General features: G+C 41.2%; 18 protein-coding genes. 7 read left to right on the top strand and 11 right to left on the bottom strand.

Annotated elements, in window-relative coordinates:
* Positions 1-6 precede the first annotated feature (6 nt).
* The 4 genes from argS (at position 7) to galU (ending at position 4,428) form a co-directional block, all read left to right on the top strand.
* Entirely contained in the window at positions 7-1,698 is a 1,692-nt protein-coding gene (gene argS, locus QMQ21_RS09290; protein ID WP_261814342.1) for an arginine--tRNA ligase, read from the top strand.
* Between the two features lie 377 nt (positions 1,699-2,075).
* Positions 2,076-2,321: a hypothetical protein gene (locus tag QMQ21_RS09285; RefSeq protein ID WP_261814341.1), complete on the top strand. Its 246-nt coding sequence runs from the start codon at positions 2,076-2,078 to the stop codon at positions 2,319-2,321.
* Between the two features lie 169 nt (positions 2,322-2,490).
* Positions 2,491-3,507 (top strand): NAD(P)H-dependent glycerol-3-phosphate dehydrogenase, encoded by a 1,017-nt coding sequence (locus QMQ21_RS09280; protein ID WP_261814340.1) that lies wholly within the window; start codon positions 2,491-2,493, stop codon positions 3,505-3,507.
* Between the two features lie 21 nt (positions 3,508-3,528).
* Entirely contained in the window at positions 3,529-4,428 is a 900-nt protein-coding gene (galU, locus tag QMQ21_RS09275) for a UTP--glucose-1-phosphate uridylyltransferase GalU (protein WP_261814339.1), read from the top strand.
* Positions 4,429-4,493: 65 nt separating this feature from the next.
* On the opposite strand, the gene QMQ21_RS09270 is transcribed toward galU, so the two are convergent.
* From QMQ21_RS09270 to pbp1b, 6 genes are all read right to left on the bottom strand, one after another.
* Entirely contained in the window at positions 4,494-5,171 is a 678-nt protein-coding gene (locus QMQ21_RS09270) for a rhomboid family intramembrane serine protease (RefSeq protein ID WP_261814338.1), read from the bottom strand.
* Positions 5,155-5,694, bottom strand: a complete 540-nt coding sequence (locus QMQ21_RS09265) for a 5-formyltetrahydrofolate cyclo-ligase (protein WP_045610951.1) — start codon at positions 5,692-5,694, stop codon at positions 5,155-5,157. Before QMQ21_RS09265 ends, QMQ21_RS09270 begins: the two co-directional genes overlap by 17 nt.
* Before the next feature lie 11 nt (positions 5,695-5,705).
* The gene (locus tag QMQ21_RS09260) at positions 5,706-6,836 is read right to left on the bottom strand and encodes an N-acetyldiaminopimelate deacetylase (protein ID WP_261099753.1); all 1,131 of its coding nucleotides are present in this window, start codon (positions 6,834-6,836) and stop codon (positions 5,706-5,708) included.
* A 67-nt stretch (positions 6,837-6,903) separates the two neighbouring features.
* A complete protein-coding gene (dapD, locus tag QMQ21_RS09255; protein ID WP_247928083.1) occupies positions 6,904-7,602 on the bottom strand; it encodes a 2,3,4,5-tetrahydropyridine-2,6-dicarboxylate N-acetyltransferase in 699 nt (232 codons plus the stop codon).
* A gap of 228 nt (positions 7,603-7,830) precedes the next feature.
* A complete protein-coding gene (locus QMQ21_RS09250) occupies positions 7,831-8,742 on the bottom strand; it encodes a DMT family transporter (protein WP_261814337.1) in 912 nt (303 codons plus the stop codon).
* Between the two features lie 56 nt (positions 8,743-8,798).
* Positions 8,799-11,249 carry a penicillin-binding protein PBP1B gene (pbp1b, locus tag QMQ21_RS09245; RefSeq protein ID WP_261814336.1) on the bottom strand — a complete coding sequence of 817 codons (2,451 nt, stop codon included), beginning with the start codon at positions 11,247-11,249 and terminating at the stop codon, positions 8,799-8,801.
* Between the two features lie 141 nt (positions 11,250-11,390).
* Between pbp1b and tyrS the strand changes: the two genes are divergently transcribed.
* Positions 11,391-12,647 carry a tyrosine--tRNA ligase gene (gene tyrS, locus QMQ21_RS09240; protein ID WP_033685316.1) on the top strand — a complete coding sequence of 419 codons (1,257 nt, stop codon included), beginning with the start codon at positions 11,391-11,393 and terminating at the stop codon, positions 12,645-12,647.
* Between the two features lie 75 nt (positions 12,648-12,722).
* On the opposite strand, the gene QMQ21_RS09235 is transcribed toward tyrS, so the two are convergent.
* Positions 12,723-14,786, bottom strand: a complete 2,064-nt coding sequence (locus QMQ21_RS09235; RefSeq protein WP_261814335.1) for a heavy metal translocating P-type ATPase — start codon at positions 14,784-14,786, stop codon at positions 12,723-12,725.
* A 1-nt stretch (position 14,787) separates the two neighbouring features.
* The gene (locus QMQ21_RS09230; RefSeq protein ID WP_000910909.1) at positions 14,788-15,066 is read right to left on the bottom strand and encodes a DUF6110 family protein; all 279 of its coding nucleotides are present in this window, start codon (positions 15,064-15,066) and stop codon (positions 14,788-14,790) included.
* A gap of 257 nt (positions 15,067-15,323) precedes the next feature.
* Between QMQ21_RS09230 and QMQ21_RS09225 the strand changes: the two genes are divergently transcribed.
* Positions 15,324-16,172 carry a putative RNA methyltransferase gene (locus QMQ21_RS09225; RefSeq protein WP_049492628.1) on the top strand — a complete coding sequence of 283 codons (849 nt, stop codon included), beginning with the start codon at positions 15,324-15,326 and terminating at the stop codon, positions 16,170-16,172.
* Between the two features lie 104 nt (positions 16,173-16,276).
* Here QMQ21_RS09225 and QMQ21_RS09220 read toward each other — a convergent pair whose 3' ends face one another.
* The 3 genes from QMQ21_RS09220 to malQ form a co-directional block, all read right to left on the bottom strand.
* Entirely contained in the window at positions 16,277-16,483 is a 207-nt protein-coding gene (locus QMQ21_RS09220; protein ID WP_045606609.1) for a membrane protein, read from the bottom strand.
* A gap of 351 nt (positions 16,484-16,834) precedes the next feature.
* Positions 16,835-19,093 (bottom strand): glycogen/starch/alpha-glucan family phosphorylase, encoded by a 2,259-nt coding sequence (gene glgP / locus QMQ21_RS09215; RefSeq protein WP_125443453.1) that lies wholly within the window; start codon positions 19,091-19,093, stop codon positions 16,835-16,837.
* Between the two features lie 25 nt (positions 19,094-19,118).
* Entirely contained in the window at positions 19,119-20,636 is a 1,518-nt protein-coding gene (gene malQ / locus QMQ21_RS09210) for a 4-alpha-glucanotransferase (protein ID WP_125443454.1), read from the bottom strand.
* 477 nt (positions 20,637-21,113) lie between these two features.
* Between malQ and QMQ21_RS09205 the strand changes: the two genes are divergently transcribed.
* Positions 21,114-22,385: a maltodextrin ABC transporter substrate-binding protein gene (locus QMQ21_RS09205; protein WP_261814334.1), complete on the top strand. Its 1,272-nt coding sequence runs from the start codon at positions 21,114-21,116 to the stop codon at positions 22,383-22,385.
* Positions 22,386-22,450 lie beyond the last annotated feature (65 nt).

Below are 22,450 nucleotides of genomic sequence, written 5' to 3'. Positions count from 1 at the left end.
CTCTTAATGAATACAAAAGAATTGATTGCTAGCGAATTGGCTAGCATCATTGATAGCCTGGACCAAGAGGCTATTTTAAATTTACTGGAAACCCCTAAAAACTCAGAAATGGGAGACATTGCTTTCCCTGCTTTTTCTCTTGCAAAAGTCGAACGTAAAGCACCTCAAATGATTGCTGCTGAACTGGCTGAAAAAATTAACAGCCAAGCCTTTGAAAAGGTTGTTGCAACAGGACCTTACGTCAATTTTTTCCTTGATAAATCTGCCATTTCTGCTCAAGTATTGCAAGCTGTTATCACTGAAAAAGAACACTATGCTGACCAAACTATTGGCAAACAAGAAAATGTTGTTATCGACATGTCTAGTCCCAATATCGCTAAACCATTTTCTATTGGTCACCTACGCTCAACTGTTATCGGAGATAGCTTGTCACATATTTTCCAAAAAATCGGTTATCAAACGGTCAAGGTCAACCATTTGGGAGACTGGGGTAAACAGTTTGGGATGTTGATTGTTGCCTACAAAAAATGGGGCGACGAAGAAGCTGTAAAAGCTCATCCAATCGATGAACTTCTTAAACTCTATGTCCGCATCAACGCTGAGGCTGAAAATGACCCTAGCTTGGATGAAGAAGCACGCGAATGGTTCCGTAAACTTGAAAATGGAGACGAGGAAGCTCTTGCACTTTGGCAATGGTTCCGTGATGAAAGTTTGGTGGAATTTAACCGCCTTTACAATGAATTGCAAGTCGAATTTGACAGCTACAACGGAGAAGCCTTCTACAACGATAAGATGGATGCAGTTGTAGATATTCTTTCTGAAAAAGGCCTTCTTGTTGAATCAGAAGGTGCCCAAGTTGTGAATCTTGAGAAATACGGAATTGAACATCCTGCACTCATCAAGAAATCTGATGGAGCAACTCTCTATATTACACGTGACTTGGCTGCAGCCCTTTACCGTAAAAACGAATACCAATTTGCTAAATCTATCTACGTTGTTGGTCAAGAACAATCTGCCCACTTTAAACAACTCAAAGCTGTCTTGAAAGAAATGGGCTACGGCTGGAGTGAAGACATTACTCATGTTCCTTTTGGTTTGGTTACAAAAGAAGGGAAAAAACTCTCTACTCGTAAAGGGAATGTCATCTTGCTAGAGCCTACTGTTGCAGAGGCTATTAGCCGTGCCAAGGCCCAAATCGAGGCTAAAAATCCTGAACTAGAAAACAAAGACCAGGTAGCGCATGCTGTTGGGGTTGGAGCCATTAAATTCTATGACCTTAAGACCGACCGTACAAATGGATACGACTTCGACCTAGAGGCTATGGTATCCTTCGAGGGTGAAACTGGACCTTACGTTCAATACGCCTACGCTCGTATCCAATCTATCTTACGCAAAGCGGATTTCAAACCAGAAACAGCTGGCAACTATAGCTTGAATGATGCTGAAAGCTGGGAAATCATCAAACTCATCCAAGACTTCCCACGTATTATCAACCGTGCGGCGGATAACTTTGAACCTTCTATCATTGCTAAATTTGCAATTAGCCTGGCTCAAGCCTTTAACAAGTACTATGCACATACACGTATCCTAGACGAAAATCCTGAGCGCGACAGCCGTTTAGCCCTCAGCTACGCAACCGCAGTCGTTCTAAAAGAAGCCCTTCGCTTGCTTGGAGTAGAAGCGCCTGAGAAGATGTAAATCACCAAAGTTACTTGATTGCAAAGCAATCTAAGTAACTAACGCCAAATCCTATCAGGGATTTGGCTAGGTGCTTCACTAGTAAAGAAACATAAATATTATCGATTTATGTTTCTTTACGTCGTAACCAATACGAATTGTCTAAACGCTTCACCAATTCATCTAACCAAATAATATCGATTTGGTTAGGTTCATGTCGTAATCTTTTAATTACTTGATTGTAAAGCAATCTAAGTAACTAAGACCAAATCCTATACGGATTTTGGTTTAGAGGTCTATCAAAAATCTTATCACGTTTTGCTGACTTGTTCTGCTATTTTAGATCCACTAAATCGATTTATTCACTACTACTTCTTTATCATACAGGGAGATTTCCTATGAGCCAATATGCTTATGTCCTCGTTGTGATTAGCTTGATTTTCCTTTTTCTGCTCAATAAGTACGAGAAGGAGAGACTGCAAAAACTCTACCAAGAACAACTTTTAAAGGATGAAACATTCAGGTCTAACATCAAAGAAAAAATTCATACGACTGAAAATATCAATGATGTCATTGCATATATCAATAAAACTTATCATTTGGGAATGTTATTATCAAAAGACATTACAGATCAATTGAAATAAACCCAACTATTCTTTAAGGAATATCAAAACCGAGACTAAGAGTTTTATACTTAGGCTCGGTTTTGATATATTTTTCAAGCAACAAAGCTACCACTCCCCCAGCAATGCAAGTGCAAAATCCCCTAGAATGTGGTAAAATAAAAGAGATAACTCTATCAAGGAGGAAAACATGAAAAAACAAACCGTCGCCATCTTGGGGCCTGGTTCTTGGGGGACTGCCCTTTCACAAGTCTTAAATGACAATGGACACGAGGTACGTATCTGGGGAAATATTCCCGAACAAATCAATGAAATTAATACACACCATACTAATAAACATTACTTTAAAGATGTCGTTCTAGATGACAAAATCATTGCCTACACTGACTTAGCAGAGGCACTGAAAGATGTGGATGCGATTTTGTTTGTTGTCCCAACAAAAGTGACACGACTTGTTGCCCAACAAGCTGCACAAACCCTGGACCATAAGGCTATCATCATGCACGCATCAAAGGGATTAGAACCCGATAGCCATAAACGATTATCATCCATCCTTGAAGAAGAAATTCCTGAACAGCTCCGCAGTGATATCGTCGTTGTTTCAGGGCCTAGCCATGCAGAAGAGACCATTGTGCGTGACCTGACTCTAATCACTGCTGCTTCTAAAGATTTACAAACAGCTCAATACGTTCAGGAGCTCTTTAGCAATCACTACTTCCGACTTTATACCAATACGGATGTTATTGGAGTTGAAACTGCTGGTGCTCTTAAAAATATTATTGCTGTCGGTGCCGGAGCTTTACATGGTTTGGGATTTGGTGACAATGCCAAGGCGGCCATCATCGCTCGAGGACTGGCAGAAATTACCCGCCTAGGGGTGGCACTCGGTGCCAGTCCGTTGACCTATAGTGGCTTATCTGGTGTGGGAGATTTGATTGTAACGGGAACCTCCATCCACTCTCGTAACTGGAGAGCTGGCGATGCCCTTGGTCGTGGAGAATCCCTAGCTGATATCGAAGCCAACATGGGCATGGTAATTGAAGGTATTTCAACGACTCGAGCAGCCTATGAACTAGCGCAAGAACTTGGAGTCTATATGCCCATTACACAAGCCATTTACCAAGTTATCTACAACAGAACCAATATCAAAGATGCCATTTATGACATCATGAACAATGAATTTAAAGCAGAAAATGAGTGGTCTTAACCCTCTATAGAAAGGATTATTATGGCACTGAAAGTTAGAAAAGCAGTCATTCCTGCCGCTGGACTAGGAACTCGATTTTTACCAGCAACCAAGGCCCTTGCCAAAGAAATGTTGCCAATTGTAGATAAACCAACTATCCAGTTTATCGTAGAAGAAGCTCTTAAATCAGGCATTGAAGATATTCTGGTTGTCACTGGTAAATCAAAACGTTCTATTGAAGACCACTTTGACTCAAACTTTGAGCTTGAATATAACCTCAAAGAAAAAGGCAAACATGACTTGCTAAAATTGGTAGACGAAACAACTGGCATTCGCCTTCACTTTATCCGTCAAAGCCATCCTCGTGGGCTTGGAGATGCTGTCTTACAAGCCAAAGCTTTTGTAGGGAATGAGCCCTTCGTTGTCATGCTTGGTGATGACCTAATGGATATCACAGATGACCATGCTGTACCTTTGACAAAACAATTGATGAATGATTACGAGACAACTCACGCATCAACAATTGCTGTTATGCCTGTCCCTCATGAAGACGTTTCAGCATATGGAGTTATAGCTCCTCAGGGTGAAGGGATTAATGGTCTCTACAGTGTCGAAACTTTCGTTGAAAAACCAGCTCCAGAAGATGCTCCAAGTGATTTGGCAATCATCGGACGTTACCTGCTCACACCAGAAATTTTTGAGATCCTCGAAAATCAAGCTCCCGGTGCTGGAAATGAAATCCAGCTTACCGACGCTATTGATACGCTTAATAAAACACAACGTGTTTTCGCCCGTGAATTTACAGGAGCTCGTTACGACGTTGGGGATAAGTTTGGCTTTGTGAAAACATCTATTGACTACGCCCTCAAACACCCACAAGTCAAAGATGACTTGAAAGATTACCTCATCCAACTAGGAAAAAAATTGGCTGAGAAGGAATAAAACAAAAAAGATAAGGTTCGAAATGCCTTATCTTTTTTCATTACACAAATTGTCTTCCAACTTCTTCACATCCCCATTCCCTTATAGAAAAGTAACACTGCGAGTCCTACGAACAACACTAACGCTACCAGTCTCTGACTAGCGCTATACATCCGTCTTTCTCCTTGAACTGGAAAGATAATTGCTAGAAATACTCCACCAACTGCTCCCCCGATATGACCTGCTAGGCTGATTCCTGGAATCAGAACACTTCCAATAATGTTAACCACAAAAAGTGTCAGATAGGATTGGCCCAACTGCTGGATATAAGGATTACGCGTTGCATAGCGAAGAACAATAATTGCAGCAAATAGCCCATAAAGAGAGGTAGAGGCTCCTGCTGCTAAGGATTTTGGACTAAATACAAAAACAAAGAGATTACCCATCATTCCTGATAAAAGATAGAGAAAGAAAAACTTCTTGGATCCGAAAATTTCCTCTACTTGCCTACCAAGATAATAGAGCGAAAGCATATTAACAATGAAATGCTCCCAACCAATATGAACAAAAATGGCAGAAAAGAGACGCCAAATCTGCTCAGGAAAGAGGCGAATAGCTGGTCCATACATAGCTCCAAGTCGAAATAATGTGTCTGCCCTGTCAAAGTTTCCGCCTGTGCTCACCAACATTAGTAGAAATACCAAGGCCGTCACTAAGAGAAAGAAACTCGTCACAGGGTAACGTCTATCAAAGATTTCCTTCATCAATCAGTACCTCCTGAACAGGAATATCATGATTTTCAGAGATAAAGTCCTGAATTTGACAAGGATAAACCGTACTCAAAGTATGACCAGAAAAATGTTCCAGATAGCGGTCATAATAACCTCCACCGTATCCAATCCGATATCCTTCCGTCGTAAAAGCCAGACCAGGAACATGAATCAAATCAATCTGAGAAGCATCCACTACTTCCAAATCTCCCTGTGGTTCCAGTAATCCAAAGGAAGTTTTTACCAACTGCTGTGGATCATAGACCACAAAGTCCATGCGCCCCTTGGGATAGGTTTTGGGTATCAGAACCTTCTTGCCGTCCTTCAGCGCCTGCTCAATCAGTTCCTGCGTTTGAAACTCATGAGAAAAAGAAAGATAGGTTGCGATGACCTCGGCTTCTTGGTAAAAGGGGTGTTGTAAAAGTCGCTCAGTTAAAGCTTGGTCTATAAACTGTTTTTGCTCTCGAGATAAAGCCTTCATTTCTTGTAAGACTTGCTTCCGTAATTCCGATTTCATAGACAACCCCTCTACTCTGCTGCCTTCTTTTTCAGGAAACTAGAGACCGCATCCACCCCAATAGCTAATGCCTCTTCCTTGGGACTCATCTGAGGGTGATGAAGGGCGTAGGGACTATCGATACCTAGCCAAAACATAACACCATTAACCTTTGAAAGGAGATAACCAAAGTCCTCACCTGTCATAGCAGGTTCGATATCAATCAGCTCGATTCCCTCTTTTTCTTCAAAGAAATTCATTAGTTCACGCGCCAAGGCTGGATTGTTCTCAACAGGCAGGTATCCACCTTGTTTGAGTTCCACTTCGACTTCCATATCGAAGGCAGCTGCAACCCCTTCTGCAACTGTTTTGACCCGCTTTTGCACCAAGAGACTCATGTCCTGTGTCAAAGCCCGAATAGTTCCATGCAAAAAGGCTGTGTCTGTGATGACATTATTGGTTGTTCCAGCTTGGAAAACTCCAAAGGTCACCACTGCTCCCTCGATTGGGTTGACATTGCGGCTGACAACTGACTGCACCTGGGTCACAAAGTAACTAGCAGCCACCAAAGCGTCATTGGCTTCATGTGGAAAGGCTGCGTGGCCACCTTTGCCTTTGAAACGAATCTTCACCTCACAAGTCCCTGCAAAGAGTGTATGAGTATTGGTCGCAATCTGACCAACCTTCAAATCTGGCCTAACATGAAGGCCATAAAACTGGTCTGGCAACCAGTCTCCAAAAGCGCCATCCTCATACATGAGCATGCCACCAGCTTCATTTTCTTCAGCAGGCTGAAACAAAAAGAGCAGATTGTTCTTTGGTTGCTCCTCAAGGGCTCGCTCAAGGCAGCCCAAGGCAATAGTCATGTGGAAATCATGGCCACAAGCGTGCATACGACCTTGGTGCTGAGAAGCGAAAGGAAGTCCTGTTTGTTCGACGATAGGCAGACCATCAATGTCTGTTCGCCAACCAATGGTCCGCTCTGGCTGACTTCCCTGCAAGTAAACCAAAATACCTGTCCGCCAAGTACGAACTTGAACAAACTCCTTGCCCGCAGTCAATTTTTCAATCACATCCAGCAAATAAGCATGAGTCTTGAACTCCTCCAAGCCAATCTCTGGAATCTGGTGCAAATCTCGTCTAGTCTGAATCAAATCTAACATCTATCTATCCTCCGATATAGCAGAAAGAGGCTGGAAGAAGGGTTCCGCCTCTTTATTACTTTTACAATTATAAGGTACGAAGCGCATCCTCTAGCGCTGTTTTTTGTTGGGTTTGGGCATCAATCTCTTTGATAATGCGAGCTGGAACACCTGCTACCACCACGTTTTCTGGGACATCTTGGGTAACAATAGCTCCTGCTGCAACAACTGAACCACTACCGATTTGGACCCCTTCGATAACTACTGCATTGGCACCGATGAGAACATTGTCTCCAACACGGACTGGTTCTGCGCTAGCTGGCTCAATCACACCTGCAAGAACCGCACCTGCACCAACGTGACTGTTTTTCCCAACGATAGCACGGCCACCAAGGATGGCACCCATGTCAATCATAGTTCCTGCACCAATTTCAGCACCGATATTGATAACAGCCCCCATCATGATAACAGCATTGTCTCCAATTTCAACTTGGTCACGGATAATAGCACCTGGCTCGATACGAGCGTTGATAGCACGTTTGTCTAGCAAGGGAACTGCAGAATTACGAGCGTCTTGCTCAACAACATAGTCTTGGTTTTCTACCAAACCATCGAGAAGCGGAGCCACATCTTTCCAGTCTCCAAATAGGACATTCCCTAGTTTGACAACAGAGCTTGGTACAGCAGTTGCGAGTTGTCCCTCAAAGGTTACTTTCACACTGGTTTTCTTTTTAGCATTGGCGATAAATTGGATAATTTCTTGAGCGTTCATTTTTGTAGCAGTCATAGGCGCCTCCTAGTTCATTTTAATGATACCTATTCTACCAAAAAAGGCCTCAAATTTGAAGCCTTTTTGTTTGTTTTTAGGTATGATTTTTAGGGATGTGAGATAAAACGTGCTGTCGGTAAAAGCAAGCCCCTACCGATACAACCTAAAAACACTCTTCACAACTATCTCCCCGTGTTTTATTGACTATTCTAGTATAGCACACTTTTAGAATTAAGAAAAGACTTTTTATTTACTTTCTTTCGCTTCTTCTACCGATAGGAAAATCATAGGTAAAATAATCAAGGCCATAGCTAGAAGAAGGGACCAATCCACTACTAAACCTAAAAATAAAACACTCAAAAGGGCAGAAGAGAGAGGTTCACTGGCACTAATAACGGAAACCACCAAAGGAGAAACCAAGGACACAGCCTTCATGGAAATAAAAAAAGCAAAAGCTGTCCCAAAGAAAGCAATAATGAGACAAATCAAGATACTCCAAATATCAGGAGTAAAGGAGAGCTTGTAAACAGGGGAAAGGACATTGCTAAACAAACCTGCCAAAATCATCCCCCACCCAACCGTGGGAACAAAACCATAACGCTTCGCAAAAGGTTGAGGTAAGATAACATTAAACATGACCCCCATGGCACTCAGCAAACCCGTCACAAGTGCTAGTGGTGTCATGGATAATTGAGAGAGATCTCCCTTTGTCGCCATCAGGCAAACACCCAACATGGCAACCAAAACATAAAGAATAGCACTTTTTGACGCTCGTTTTTGATAAACCAAGCGATTGTAAAAGAGGATAAAGACAGGGCTAATAAACTGTAAAATAGTTGCTGTCGCTGCATTAGAATATTCTACGCAGAGGTAGAAAAAATACTGAACTGAAAAAATCCCCAAAATAGCATAGGCTAAAAAGGGTAGGTAATTTTTCTTATCTCGCCAAATATCTAGCACTTGCGATTTTAATTGCACTGCAGACCAAATGAGCACAAGACTCCCTGCCAGTGTCAAACGCATAGAGGTAATCCAGCCAGAGGACACTTGATAATGAGTAAAGAAATATTCTCCTAAAATTCCACAGATTCCCCAGATTAAGCCGGATAGGAGCGAATAAATAGTTCCTTTAACAATCTTTTTCTGATACTGATTCATACCTTTATTGTAACACGAAAGGAAAAAAGAAAAAAGTGGCAATCAATGCCACTTTCCTATCTTCTACTATTTGGTTGTGTAGATGATGAACTTGATGTACTGCTAGAACTACTACTTGAACTTGGTGTAGATGAGAAACTACCAATAATACTTGACCAAGCATTTTGGTAATCTGCTTCACTTCCTCCAATAGCAAAGTGATAGCTTGTCGTAGGAGCTCCCGCCTTATTAGCCCAATAACTCGTTACAGTAGCCCCTGAAAGATCCACCGTTTTTCCATTAACGGATACTTTGCCCGGCTTTTGCCCTGTAGATTTGAGGACCTGAGATTGGGTCACACTAGAATCAAGATTAAAGCGTTCATTGCCCCAAACACCAGGCTCAGCCTGTTGGATAGCATTGACCAAGTAAGCCATATATTTGGCATTTCGATAATGCCCAGCCCCCTTAGCCATCGGGCGGTTGTCATCATGCCCTAGCCAACCACCTAGAGTCAATCTTGGTGTTGACAGCATGAGCCACATATTTTCATCTTCATTAGTTGTACCAGTCTTACCAATCCAGTCTGCACGAGCTAAGCTTGAATTGATAGAAGCCAAATCCGTTTGGAAACTTGAAGTGATCCGAGATGAAATCACCTCACGAAGCAAACTCTGCATAATTGTTGCCGTTGCCTTCGAGTACACTTGAACTGGTTTGTCTTGGAATTCATAGATTACTCTACCGTCAGGTGATTCAATCTTAGCAATCACATGTTTCTGATGATAAACACCGTTATTAGCAATTGTTTGATAACCATTGGTATGCTGGGCAACTGTGACTTCAATACCACCGCCCATAGGCAGACTTTCGATACCGTACTCCGGAATCTCGTAACCCATTTTCTCCATGTAACCCTTGACATCAACACCCTTCTCACGAAGCATGCGATAGGTCCAATAGGCTGGGATATTCCACGAATAGTTCAAGGCTTCACCTAGGGTCATCATGCCTGTACCTGGACTATTTACATACATGATAGGATTTCCATTAGAGAATTTTGTCGGATAATTGGACAAGATACTAGCGCTTCCCATCAAACCTTGGTCAATGGCAATACCGTAGGCCAACAAAGGCTTGGTTGTAGAGGCTGGCGAACGCTTGGTGTCGAAGGCGTGATTGTTTTGGTTAGTCTGGTAATTACGACCACCAACAAAGCCTAGAACAGCCCCCGTTTTATTGTCCATCAAAACATTCCCTACTTCAGGCTGCCCAGTCGAATCATCTACCAAACGACCGTAGTTAGCAACTGCATTTTGCATGGCGTTATGGATTTTTTTATTGATCGTTGTCGTGATTTTATAGCCGCCATTACTTAGTTCCTGCTCAGCTCGCTCATGATAAGCCTTTTGAATCGACTCGTTTTTCAACTCTTGGCTAGAGACATTGTCCTGTTGAACTAAGTAATCATACATGCGATCTGTAGCTTCAGCCATAGCTGTAAAGTAGAGATAATCCCTCGAAACAACATTGATAGATCCTGATGGCAAGAAATCTTGCTTGAGATTATAATCCTTGTACTGGTCGTATTCTTCCTGAGTCAGAGCACCCGTACGGTACATGTTGTAGAGAACATCCTTGGCCCGCTTCAAACCAAGTTCTAAGTCTTCATCACTCTTTAACTCTCCAGTATTTTCATAAGGGGAATAAGTAATCGGACTCTGTGGCAAACCTGCTAGGAAGGCAGCTTGGGGAATACTCAGCTTGTTGGCATCGATACCGAAAATCCCTTCAGCAGCTTGCTGAGCACCTGCAATATTCTGTCCTTTATGATTTCGACCAAAGGGAGCAACATTGAGATAAGTAGTCAAGATTTCATCCTTACTCATGCTGCGTTCCAAGGCAAGGGCATCAACAATTTCTGTAGCCTTACGAGCCAAAGTCGGAGCATCTCCAACCACTTGTTGTTTGATTAACTGTTGGGTCAAGGTCGAGCCCCCGCTAGATGAGCCCAAACCTGCAAAGGTTCCCAAAGTCGCCCGAATCACAGCTTTTGGCACAACCCCATTATGTTCAAGAAAATGTTCGTCCTCAGTTGCAACGATAGCCTTTTTGAGATTGTCCGATATTTCCTCAGATGAGACAGAAGTTCTCAGTAAATCACTCTCGATAGAAGCAATGACACTCCCATCTGCGTAAACAATTTCTGAGATGGAAGAAATATTTTTAACCTGCTTGACCAAGTCCTCCGATTGGGGAACCTTGGCCTTGTCAAACAAAGCAACTCCATAACCAAGAGCTACACCAGCACCAAAAAGCCCACCGATAAAGCCTAGAATAAAGAGAGTATTCAAAATTCCCTTGATAACAACTAAAATGCTACCTAGGATAGCCAGAACTTTCCCACCTGTCCCATCCAACTTCTTCTCTTCTGAGACTTTCTCTGATTTTTTATGATTTATTTTTGATTTTACTAGCTGGAAAAATTCCAGCATTTTTCGTTTTATTTCATTTACTTGATTTTGCATGGATTTCCTCACTCTATTTATTATACCACAAAAGGGAAACTTTCAATAAAATAGCCACTTTCTTCCCTATTCTGCTAGGCTATTGCCCAAGTTTGTGATACAATAGTTAGAAACAATATTTTTAAAAAGGAGAAAAGACACATGCACATTTTTGATGAGCTAAAAGAGCGTGGTTTGATTTTTCAAACGACTGATGAAGAAGCTTTGCGTAGAGCCCTAGAAGAAGGTCAAGTTTCTTATTATACTGGCTACGATCCAACTGCTGACAGCCTTCACCTAGGCCATCTTGTCGCAATCTTGACAAGTCGTCGCTTGCAACTAGCAGGTCACAAACCTTATGCGCTCGTTGGCGGTGCTACAGGTCTCATTGGAGATCCGTCCTTCAAAGATGCTGAACGTAGTCTCCAAACAAAAGACACAGTAGATGGCTGGGTCAAGTCTATCCAAGGACAACTTTCTCGTTTTCTTGACTTTGAAAATGGCGAAAACAAGGCTGTCATGGTCAACAACTACGACTGGTTTGGCAGCATCAGCTTCATTGACTTCCTCCGTGATATCGGAAAATACTTCACTGTCAACTACATGATGAGCAAGGAGTCTGTGAAAAAACGGATTGAAACAGGGATTTCTTACACTGAGTTTGCCTACCAAATCATGCAAGGTTACGATTTCTTCGTCCTTAACCAAGACTACAACGTTACCCTTCAAATCGGTGGTTCTGACCAGTGGGGAAATATGACAGCTGGTACCGAATTGCTTCGTCGTAAAGCTGATAAGACTGGTCACGTTATCACTGTACCACTGATTACCGATGCAACTGGTAAGAAATTTGGTAAATCAGAAGGAAACGCAGTCTGGCTCAATCCTGAAAAGACTTCTCCATACGAAATGTACCAATTCTGGATGAACGTTATGGACGCTGACGCTGTTCGCTTCTTGAAAATCTTTACTTTCTTGTCACTTGATGAGATTGAAGACATCCGTAAACAATTTGAAGCAGCTCCACACGAACGCTTGGCTCAAAAAGTCTTGGCTCGTGAAGTCGTAACACTTGTTCACGGCGAAGAAGCTTACAAAGAAGCCCTCAACATCACTGAGCAACTCTTTGCAGGAAACATCAAAAACCTTTCTGTCAAAGAGCTCAAACAAGGACTTCGTGGAGTACCAAACTACCAAGTACAAGCAGACGAAAACCACAATATCGTGGAACTCCTCGTGGCATCTGGTGTGGTCAACTCAAAACGCCAAGCCCGTGAAGACGTCCAAAACGGAGCTATCTACGTCAACGGTGACCGCATCCAAGACCTTGACTATGTCTTGAGTGACGCTGATAAGTTAGAGAACGAACTGACTGTTATCCGTCGCGGCAAGAAGAAATATTTTGTATTGACTTACTAAACTGTTCAACATTTACCTATAAAAAAGGAGTTAACCTCGAGAAAGGTAACTCCTTTTTGTTGTTGATAACCACATCTATCTAGCCTTAATAGACAGGCTACGCAGGACTATGCGCAAGGTTGTTAGATTATGTAAGATAGAGAGATTTGAAGGACTGAGCCAATTAAATAAGCCAAAGCCAATCAAACTACTATTTACGACAACGGTATCTTGAATATTCTTCTTGATGAGTGTTTGCAAAGATGATGATAGCCAATCCAACTCTTGGAAGAAATCCAAACGATTATCTAACAATAAGATATCGCTCATCTGCTTAGAAATATCTGCACTCTCATTCATCACCACACCGATATCTGATAGGGTTAGAGCAGCTGAGTCATTCAAGCCATCTCCAACCATCAAAATAGTGTGACCTGCTTTCTGCAGTTCCTCTACTAGCTCAAATTTCCCATCAGGTTTCAAGTCTGTATGGACCTGATCAAAGGGCAAATCTTTGACTAATTCCTCTGTTCTAACCAAGGTGTCCCCTGTTGCCAGAATCAATTTTTTCCCTTGTGCCTTAAGTTTCTCCAAGGCTGCTTTTGCTTCTTTTCTCAACGGAGTATGAATACAGAACATTCCAATCAATTCATTCTGATAAGCCAAGAATAAGAGATTATAGTGACTCTTGTACTCTTCAATTAAAGCATTTTGTTCTGAATTGATATGAATTTGCTCATCCTGCATCAAGACATAATTTCCAATAAGAACTGGTTGCCCATCTATATGAGATTTAATCCCCTTGCTTGCGATATATTGGAGTTTCCCATGCATTTCCTCATGTTCAATTCCCTCTATCTCAGCTTGCTTGACGATGGCATTAGCAATAGGATGATAAATGTGTTCCTCAAGACAGGCACTGATTCTGAGAATATCTTCCTCACTATAGTCCCCAAAAGGTAACACCTTTTCAACTATAGGATAACTAGTTGTGATTGTTCCCGTCTTATCAAACAAGAAAGTATCAACTTCCAGATATTTCTCCAGAATATCTCCATCCTTAATCACCATTTCACGATTCAACCCCTCCTTGATAGCTGTTAAATAAGCTACAGGAGTAGAGATTTTCAAAGCGCAGGAGAAATCGACCAATAGGAAAGAAATAGCCTTAGAAAAAGAACCTGTTAATAGGTAAGTCAGACCAGCCCCCAAGAAATTATATTTGACGACCTTATCCGCCATCTTGATGAAATAGCGTTGTTTCGTTTTCTTGTTTTCTTCAGATTTCTTCATCAACTCAATCAGTTGTAAAATCCGGCTGTTCATCTGATTATCGGTTACACGAATGCGTAACTCTCCAGTTTCTAATACTGTATTTGCACAAACTAAATCAGACTCTCTTTTTTCAACTGGAAAACTCTCTCCCGTCAAGGAACTTTCGTTGACCATACCTAAACCTGAAACTACTTGTCCATCAAACAGAATTTCATTTCCTTGAGATAGGACCAAGACATCTCCTATTTGAACATCGGAACTCTTGATACTAACAACCGTATCCCCCTGTACTAGAAATACATCGCTCTCTTTTGCAAGAAGGCTTTGTTCTAAATCTGTTGCAGTTTTTTTCAAGGACCACTGATCTAAATGATTCCCCAAATCAAGCATAAACATGATATTGCTAGCTGTCTTGGATTGGTTCATAAACAAGGACAATAAAATCGCCGAACAGTCCAAGACCTCCATCGTTAGTTCCTTACGCGCTAGTGTTTGATAGGCTTCTCTAATATAGCCAAAAGCCTGATAACAAGTCCATATATAGCGAATAGGAGACGGTACAAAACTACGAAAAAGTATACGCTTAATCGCTGCACCTGAAACAATAGAATAAGCACTCTCTTCTCTACGAATGGGAAGAGTCATCAACTCAGAAACTTTCCCTTTATCAATTCTTTTTAAAAAGGCTTCTGCATTATCTAATACAGAAAAGCCTTCTTTTATGCGTAGAGTAAAGTGCTGTTGATCCATGTAAAACTGGATAGACTCAATCCCCTTTTCATCTCTCGCCAAGGAACGAAGATAGTCTTGAATATCCAAGGTGAGTGAAAAAGAAGATGATAGTCGGATATGTTGGTATCCTCTATGTAGCACTTTAAAAGACATATTATTCCCCTATAAGGCTATCTAATTGCTCTTCTTTTTTCTCTTGCTCGTACAAATATTTGGCATCTTGCAAGACATCGTCTCCATGTTGCTTCACAACAGAAACAGATGCATCTAGCTCGTCTTTTAACTTATAAGCCTTAGCCAAAGCTTTAGAATAACCTTTTTTAGCTTCCTTACTTGCCAAGATTTTCAAACCAAGGGTACCAAATGCGACACCACCCAAAAAGAGTGATGATTTTTTCGCAACTTTTGCGACGGTTAATACTTCTTTTAACATACTTATTTCCTCCTTATCATTATTATATAGCAATTTAGATATAAAAGCAATGTCATTTCATAAATTGGAGAATTATACTCAATGAAAATCAAAGAGCAAACTAGGAAACTAGCCGCAGGCTGTACTTGAGTACGGCAAGGCGACGTTGACGTGGTTTGAATTTGATTTTCGAAGAGTATTAGTTTTATTTCTACTGAATCTCCCATCTACTTATTCCTAAAGTTGCTTTCATTTGCCTCTTTTGATACACTTAAACTATGAATACAAATCTCAAACCTAAACTTCAGCGTTTTGCTTCTGCGACTGCCTTTGCCTGTCCTATCTGTCAAGAAAATCTGACTCTGCTAGAGACTAGTTTCAAGTGCTACAACCGTCATTCTTTTGACTTGGCGAAATTCGGCTATGTCAATCTAGCCCCTCAAATCAAGCAATCTGCCAACTACGACAAGGAAAACTTTCAAAATCGCCAACAAATCCTAGAAGCCGGCTTTTACCAAGCTATTTTAGATGCTGTATCTGACTTGCTTGCAAGCTCAAAAACTACCACAACAATTTTGGATATCGGTTGTGGTGAAGGTTTCTACTCTCGTAAACTCCAAGAAAGTCACTCTGAAAAAACTTTCTATGCCTTTGATATTTCCAAAGATTCCGTCCAAATCGCTGCCAAGAGTGAACCAAACTGGGCAGTCAATTGGTTCGTTGGTGACTTGGCTCGTCTTCCTATAAAAGACGCCAGCATGGATATCCTGCTTGATATCTTCTCACCTGCCAACTATGGAGAATTTCGTCGCGTTTTATCCAAAGACGGCATCTTGATAAAGGTTATTCCAACTGAAAATCACCTCAAGGAAATCCGTCAGAAGGTACAAGACCAGCTGACAAACAAGGAGTATTCCAACCAAGATATCAAAAATCATTTCCAAAACAACTTCACTATCTTATCCAGTAAAACTGCCTCTCTGACCAAGACTATCACAGCAGATCAGCTCCAAGCCCTACTCAGCATGACACCCCTACTCTTTCACATCGACCAGAGCAAGATTGACTGGAGCCAACTGACAGAGATTACCATTGAAGCTGAGATTCTGGTTGGGAAAGTACTATAATTGACACAAAAACCGCATTTCAAAAAGATCTGCGGTTTTAAATTTCAATTTTTAAACTATCTATCCGAAAAGTCTAAAACATTTAAAGCTTTTAGCTTCTCCATTTATTTTCGATTCGAAATAACAAACTTATCAATAAATAGTAAGTGAAATAAGGCAAGTGTAATTCCCGATAAGCACCCATGATAAGAGATTTCTTGATGGGTAAGGGGGTAAAGATTACTATTACCCGCCAAGAGGCATGTTAAAATAACAAATAGAATCCAAAATAAATCCGTCCATTTATATTTTGAAAAATATTTTTTCCACATAAAAACACCTTCTTTCTTATAATTATATTATAACACCTTGTGTAAGCGAATACAATAAATATGAGGTGTTCAACTACGAAGAAACATAAGGATGAAAGACAGTAAAAACCAGCATTTAAAGTCTTCACTGTATCTAGGATTTCCCTATCTTTAGACAAGATTGACCCAAATCCACAGCATTCAAAAAAAAGCGAATTTCAATCGAAACTCGCTTTTTTACAAAATGTATTAGTATAAATTTGTATCTTATACTCAATGAAAATCAAAGAGCAAACTAGGAAGCTAGCCGCAGGCTGTACTTGAGTACGGCAAGGCGACGCTGACGTGGTTTGAAGAGATTTTCGAAGAGTATTAGTTCAAATGCCAGATATCTTCGTTGTACTGAGCGATTGTACGGTCAGATGAGAAGAATCCTGCTTTAGAAATGTTAACGATGACTTTATCCAACCATGCGTCACGGTCTTCGTAGTCAGCCAACATTTGCTCTTTCACTTTGATGTAATCTTCTAAGTCAAGAAGAGTCATGAACCAGTCTTTGTTGATCAATTCATTGTAAAGACGTTCCAAGCGCTCTTTGTTTCCAGCTGCAAGAACTGCATCGCTAACGATGAAGTCAACCAATGGTTTGATAGCTTTACGAGCGTAGAATTCGCTTGATTTGTAAGCTGCTTTTGCGTAAAGGTCGATAACAGTTTCTGAATCTTCACCGAAGATGTAGATGTTTTCATCGCCAACCAACTCAGCGATTTCCACGTTAGCACCGTCCATAGTACCAAGAGTCAAAGCTCCGTTCAACATGAATTTCATGTTACCAGTACCTGAAGCTTCTTTAGAAGCAAGTGAGATTTGTTCTGAGATATCACATGCTGGGATAAGGAAGCTTGCTGCAGTAACGTTGTAGTTTTCAACCATAACGACTTGCAAGTGTGGAGCTACTGCTGGATCGTTAGCAATAACTTCTGACATGCAAAGGATCAAGTGGATGATGTCTTGAGCGATTGTGTAGGCTGGAGCTGCTTTACCACCAAAGAAGATTGTGATTGGACGAGCAGGAATGTTACCAGCTTTGATGTCAAGGTATTTGTGGATCACGTACAAAGCGTTCATTTGTTGGCGTTTGTACTCGTGAAGACGTTTGATTTGGATGTCAAAGATAGAGTTTGGATTGATTTCCACACCTTGGTGTTCTTTCAAGTGACGAGCCAATTTACGTTTGTTGTGAGCCTTGATGCTTTCCAATTTTTCTTTGACAGCTGCTTTGTCTTCGTATGACAAGAGTTTCTCAAGCTCATCTGCTTCATGGTGCCAACCTTCTCCAAGAATCTCATCCAAGTAGTGAGACAAGCTTGGGTTAGCATGCATGAGCCAACGACGGAAAGTGATACCGTTTGTTTTGTTGTTGAATTTTTCTGGGTAAAGATCGTAGAAAGCTTTCAACTCAGAATTTTTCAAGATTTCAGTGTGAAGTGCTGCTACCCCGTTAACACTGTATCCGTAGTGGATATCCATGTGAGCCATGTGAACACGTCCGCTCTCATCGATAATTTGAACAGCTGGATCTTTCACTTCTGCTTTCACGCGACGGTCCAATTCTTCAATGATTGGTACCAAGTGAGGAACCACTTCTTGCAAGAATTCAAGAGGCCATTTTTCAAGGGCTTCAGCAAGGATTGTGTGGTTAGTGTAGGCAGTCATGCTACGAACAATTGAGATTGCTTCGTCAAGCTCGATACCACGTGCAGTCAAAAGGCGGATTAATTCAGGGATAACCATTGATGGGTGAGTATCGTTGATTTGTACAACTGCGTAGTCAGCAAGGTCATGCAAGTTGCTTCCTTTTTCGATTGCTTCGTCGATGATCAATTGCGCACCGTTTGAAACCATGAAGTATTGTTGGAAGATACGGAGCAATTCACCTTGACGGTCACTATCATCTGGGTAAAGGAAAAGAGTCAAGTTGCGAGCGATGTCCGTCTTATCAAAGTTGATACCATCTTCGATGATAGAAGAATCAACTGAATCCAAGTCAAACAAACGCAAGCGGTTCTTAGTTTCTGTCTTGTAACCAGGTACATCGATATCGTAAAGAGTTGATGTCAATGTGAAGTGAGCGAATGGCACTTGGTAGCTACGGCTTGAGCGAACCAACCAGTTTTGCTCTGTCAACCATGCATTTGGAATTGTTTCTTGTTGGTTGTTTTTAAGAACTTGTTGGAAAAGACCGTAGTGGTAGTTAAGACCAACACCGTCACCGTTCAAACCAAGAGTAGCAATTGAGTCGATAAAGCAGGCAGCCAAACGTCCCAAACCACCATTACCAAGAGAGGGTTCTAATTCAACTTCTTCAACTTCGATCAAGTCTTTACCTGCAGCAGCAAGTTCTTTTTTAACATCGTCGTAAAGACCAAGGTTGATCAAGTTGTTTGACAAGAGTTTACCAATCAAGAACTCAGCTGAGATGTAGTAAACTTTTTTCTTACCAGTGTTAACTGGTTTTTGGCTGCTTGCAAGCTTGCTGTAGTTAAGAAGAGCCAGGTAAAGCTCTTCATTGCTACATTCTGCAATGGTTTTATTGTAACGATTTTGTACAAATTCTTGTAGTGATAACATGTTTAAGGTGTCTCCTGATATTGTATTATTTCTTTAAATCTACCAAATTTTCATTGATTCGGCGATAGATTGTTGTCAAGTCAAGCAAGCCTTCCTCGACAGCTGGTGTCAATTGATCTTCAGTCATACGCCAAGACCAGTTTCCACCAAGGGTAGATGGGAAGTTCATACGAGCCGCCTCATCTAATTCTAGCAAATCTTGCATAGTTGCAATTGCCATGAAGCTAACTGATGAAAAGACTGTACGAAGCATAGCATGTGGCACTGTTTCGTATTCTTTACGGTTAGTGTAGCGCGCCATGTACTCACGAGTCGCATCATCGATCTCGTTACGGTACCAACCAAGGACCGTATTGTTATCGTGTGTTCCTGTGTACATAACTGAGTTAGCAGGTGCCAAGTGTGGGCTATCGATACTTTCATCTTCTGGGTTGAAAGCAAATTGAAGAATCTTCATTCCTGGGAAGCCAGTACGTTCACGCAATTCGATAACTTCGTCTGTCATGAAACCAAGGTCTTCTGCGATGATGTTTAGCTCACCAAGCTCTTCCTTAACGGCTGCAAAAAGCTTGTAGCCAGGACCTTTCACCCACTCACCAGGTGCTGCTGTATCAGAACCAGCAGGGATTTCCCAGTAAGATTCGAAACCACGGAAGTGGTCGATACGAACGATGTCGTAGATTTTGAAGCTTTCACGCAAGCGTTCAATCCACCATTTGTAGCCGTCTTTGTCCATTGCTTCCCAGTCATAGATTGGGTTACCCCAAAGCTGACCAGTTGCAGAAAACTCATCTGGTGGGCATCCTGCGATGCAAGTTGCCTTACCGTTGACATCTGTCTTGAAGAGATGTGGATTTGCCCACATATCGCTTGAATCTTCCGCTACATAGATTGGCATGTCCCCAACGATTTCGATGTGGTTGTCGTTAGCGTAAGCTTTCAATTTCAACCATTGTTGGAAGAAGAAGTATTGAGTCACACGGTGGTAAACCAACTTGTCTGCCAATTGCTCACGGTAGCTTTCAAGTGCTGAAGCTTTACGAGCACGAGCATCTGCATCTGGCCATTCAGTCCAAGCAAGATTGTCAAAATGCTCTTTAATAGCCATATACTCTGCAAAGAGTTCAAGCCATGATTGGTTGTCTTGAGCGAATTTCTCAAAATCCTTAACATCTCCTACTTCCAAGAAACGTTTTACCGCTTTTTCTAAAAGAGGACGACGTGCATAGTAGATTTTCGCATAATCAACTTCAGACGCATCACTACCAAAGTCAACTCCTTCAAGGTCACTTGCTTGCAACAAGCCTTGTTTCACCAAGATATCTAAATCGATAAAATGAGTGTTCCCTGCGAAGGCTGAGAAAGATTGGTAAGGAGAGTCTCCGTAACTAGTTGTTCCTAGTGGAAGGATTTGCCAGTAACGTTGTTTTGTGCGAACCAAGAAATCAACGAAGTCGTAAGCACTTTTACCAAATGATCCGATTCCGTATGCCCCTGGAAGAGAAGAAATGTGCATCAACACACCACTTTGACGTTTTTTCATAATAAGCACCTCATGTGTTTATAGTTAGATATTACATTTTTATGAACGCAAACGTTTGCGCTATTACTAGTATAACTCATTTCCTTGATAAATGCAAGCGGTTTTAAATAACTTTTTTGATTATTTTTTTAAATTTTTTCTTCTTACTTGTATATATATCCTTTCAGGAAACAAACAAAATAGGAATAAGGGTTTCACTTATCTCATTAAGCAAAAATAAAGTGAGAGTCCTCTCTGCTTTCCATTTGTAAATTAGGCAATCGTTTTCTCAACTTTTTTTAAATTTAAAGCAAAACCGATTTTTGGGATTTTCTACTATTATATGATGATAAAGCGTTTACTTTTTTTACAATTTTTTTAAAAATTTTTACAAAAAACACTTGCAACCGCTTTCCGATTGTGCTATACTAGTCCCATAAAGGAAAACGTTTGCGTTTCCTCATTATAAAATTTGTTATTCTTTAGGAGGAATACACTATGTCATCTAAATTCATGAAGAGCGCTGCTGTGCTTGGAACTGCTACACTTGCTAGCTTGCTTTTGGTAGCTTGCGGAAGCAAAACTGCTGATAAGCCTGCTGATTCTGGTTCATCTGAAGCGAAAGAACTCACTGTATATGTAGACGAGGGATATAAGAGCTATATTGAAGAGGTTGCTAAAGCTTATGAAAAAGAAACTGGAGTAAAAGTCACTCTTAAAACTGGTGATGCTCTAGGAGGTCTTGATAAACTTTCTCTTGACAACCAATCTGGTAATGTCCCTGATGTTATGATGGCTCCATACGACCGTGTAGGTAGCCTTGGTTCTGACGGACAACTTTCAGAAGTGAAATTGAGCGATGGTGCTAAAACAGACGACACAACTAAATCTCTTGTAACAGCTGCTAATGGTAAAGTTTACGGTGCTCCTGCCGTTATCGAGTCACTTGTTATGTACTATAACAAAGACTTGATAAAAGAAGCTCCAAAAACTTTTGCTGACTTAGAAAACCTTGCTAAAGATAGCAAATATGCCTTCGCTGGTGAAGATGGAAAAACTTCTGCTTTCCTAGCTGACTGGACAAACTTCTACTATGCATACGGACTTCTTGCTGGTAACGGCGCTTACGTATTCGGTCAAAACGGTAAAGATGCTAAAGACATCGGTCTTGCCAACGACGGCGCTATCAAAGGTATAGAATACGCTAAATCTTGGTATGAAAAATGGCCTAAAGGTATGCAAGATACGGAAGGTGCTGGCAACTTAATCCAAACTCATTTCCAAGAAGGTAAAACAGCTGCTATCATCGACGGACCTTGGAAAGCCCAAGCCTTCAAAGATGCTAAAGTAAACTACGGTGTTGCGACTATCCCAACTCTTCCAAACGGAAAAGAATATGCTGCATTTGGTGGCGGTAAAGCTTGGGTCATCCCTCAAGCCACTAAGAACCTTGAAGCTTCTCAAAAATTTGTAGACTTCCTTGTTTCAACTGAACAACAAAAAGTATTATACGATAAGACTAACGAAATCCCAGCTAACACTGAGGCTCGTTCATACGCTGAAGGTAAAAACGATGAGTTGACAACAGCTGTTATCAAACAGTTCAAGAACGCTCAACCAATGCCAAACATCTCTCAAATGTCTGCAGTTTGGGATCCAGCGAAAAATATGCTCTTTGATGCTGTAAGTGGTAAGAAAGATGCGAAAACAGCTGCTAACGACGCTGTAACATTGATCAAAGAAACAATCAAACAAAAATTTGGTGAATAAAAAATTTGTTCAAGGGGGGTGGAAATCAAATCCCCCTTTGAATTTATCAATCGAAAACATATATA

This window comes from Streptococcus bouchesdurhonensis (genome assembly GCF_948472335.1).
This window is presented reverse-complemented; position numbering and strand designations above follow the sequence as displayed.

Coding starts and splice junctions, on each gene's coding strand:
- argS (WP_261814342.1), top strand. CDS start 7: ATGAATACAAAAGAATTGATTGCTAGCGAATTGGCTAGCATCATTGAT.
- QMQ21_RS09285 (WP_261814341.1), top strand. CDS start 2,076: ATGAGCCAATATGCTTATGTCCTCGTTGTGATTAGCTTGATTTTCCTT.
- QMQ21_RS09280 (WP_261814340.1), top strand. CDS start 2,491: ATGAAAAAACAAACCGTCGCCATCTTGGGGCCTGGTTCTTGGGGGACT.
- galU (WP_261814339.1), top strand. CDS start 3,529: ATGGCACTGAAAGTTAGAAAAGCAGTCATTCCTGCCGCTGGACTAGGA.
- QMQ21_RS09270 (WP_261814338.1), bottom strand. CDS start 5,171: ATGAAGGAAATCTTTGATAGACGTTACCCTGTGACGAGTTTCTTTCTC.
- QMQ21_RS09265 (WP_045610951.1), bottom strand. CDS start 5,694: ATGAAATCGGAATTACGGAAGCAAGTCTTACAAGAAATGAAGGCTTTA.
- QMQ21_RS09260 (WP_261099753.1), bottom strand. CDS start 6,836: ATGTTAGATTTGATTCAGACTAGACGAGATTTGCACCAGATTCCAGAG.
- dapD (WP_247928083.1), bottom strand. CDS start 7,602: ATGACTGCTACAAAAATGAACGCTCAAGAAATTATCCAATTTATCGCC.
- QMQ21_RS09250 (WP_261814337.1), bottom strand. CDS start 8,742: ATGAATCAGTATCAGAAAAAGATTGTTAAAGGAACTATTTATTCGCTC.
- pbp1b (WP_261814336.1), bottom strand. CDS start 11,249: ATGCAAAATCAAGTAAATGAAATAAAACGAAAAATGCTGGAATTTTTC.
- tyrS (WP_033685316.1), top strand. CDS start 11,391: ATGCACATTTTTGATGAGCTAAAAGAGCGTGGTTTGATTTTTCAAACG.
- QMQ21_RS09235 (WP_261814335.1), bottom strand. CDS start 14,786: ATGTCTTTTAAAGTGCTACATAGAGGATACCAACATATCCGACTATCA.
- QMQ21_RS09230 (WP_000910909.1), bottom strand. CDS start 15,066: ATGTTAAAAGAAGTATTAACCGTCGCAAAAGTTGCGAAAAAATCATCA.
- QMQ21_RS09225 (WP_049492628.1), top strand. CDS start 15,324: ATGAATACAAATCTCAAACCTAAACTTCAGCGTTTTGCTTCTGCGACT.
- QMQ21_RS09220 (WP_045606609.1), bottom strand. CDS start 16,483: ATGTGGAAAAAATATTTTTCAAAATATAAATGGACGGATTTATTTTGG.
- glgP (WP_125443453.1), bottom strand. CDS start 19,093: ATGTTATCACTACAAGAATTTGTACAAAATCGTTACAATAAAACCATT.
- malQ (WP_125443454.1), bottom strand. CDS start 20,636: ATGAAAAAACGTCAAAGTGGTGTGTTGATGCACATTTCTTCTCTTCCA.
- QMQ21_RS09205 (WP_261814334.1), top strand. CDS start 21,114: ATGTCATCTAAATTCATGAAGAGCGCTGCTGTGCTTGGAACTGCTACA.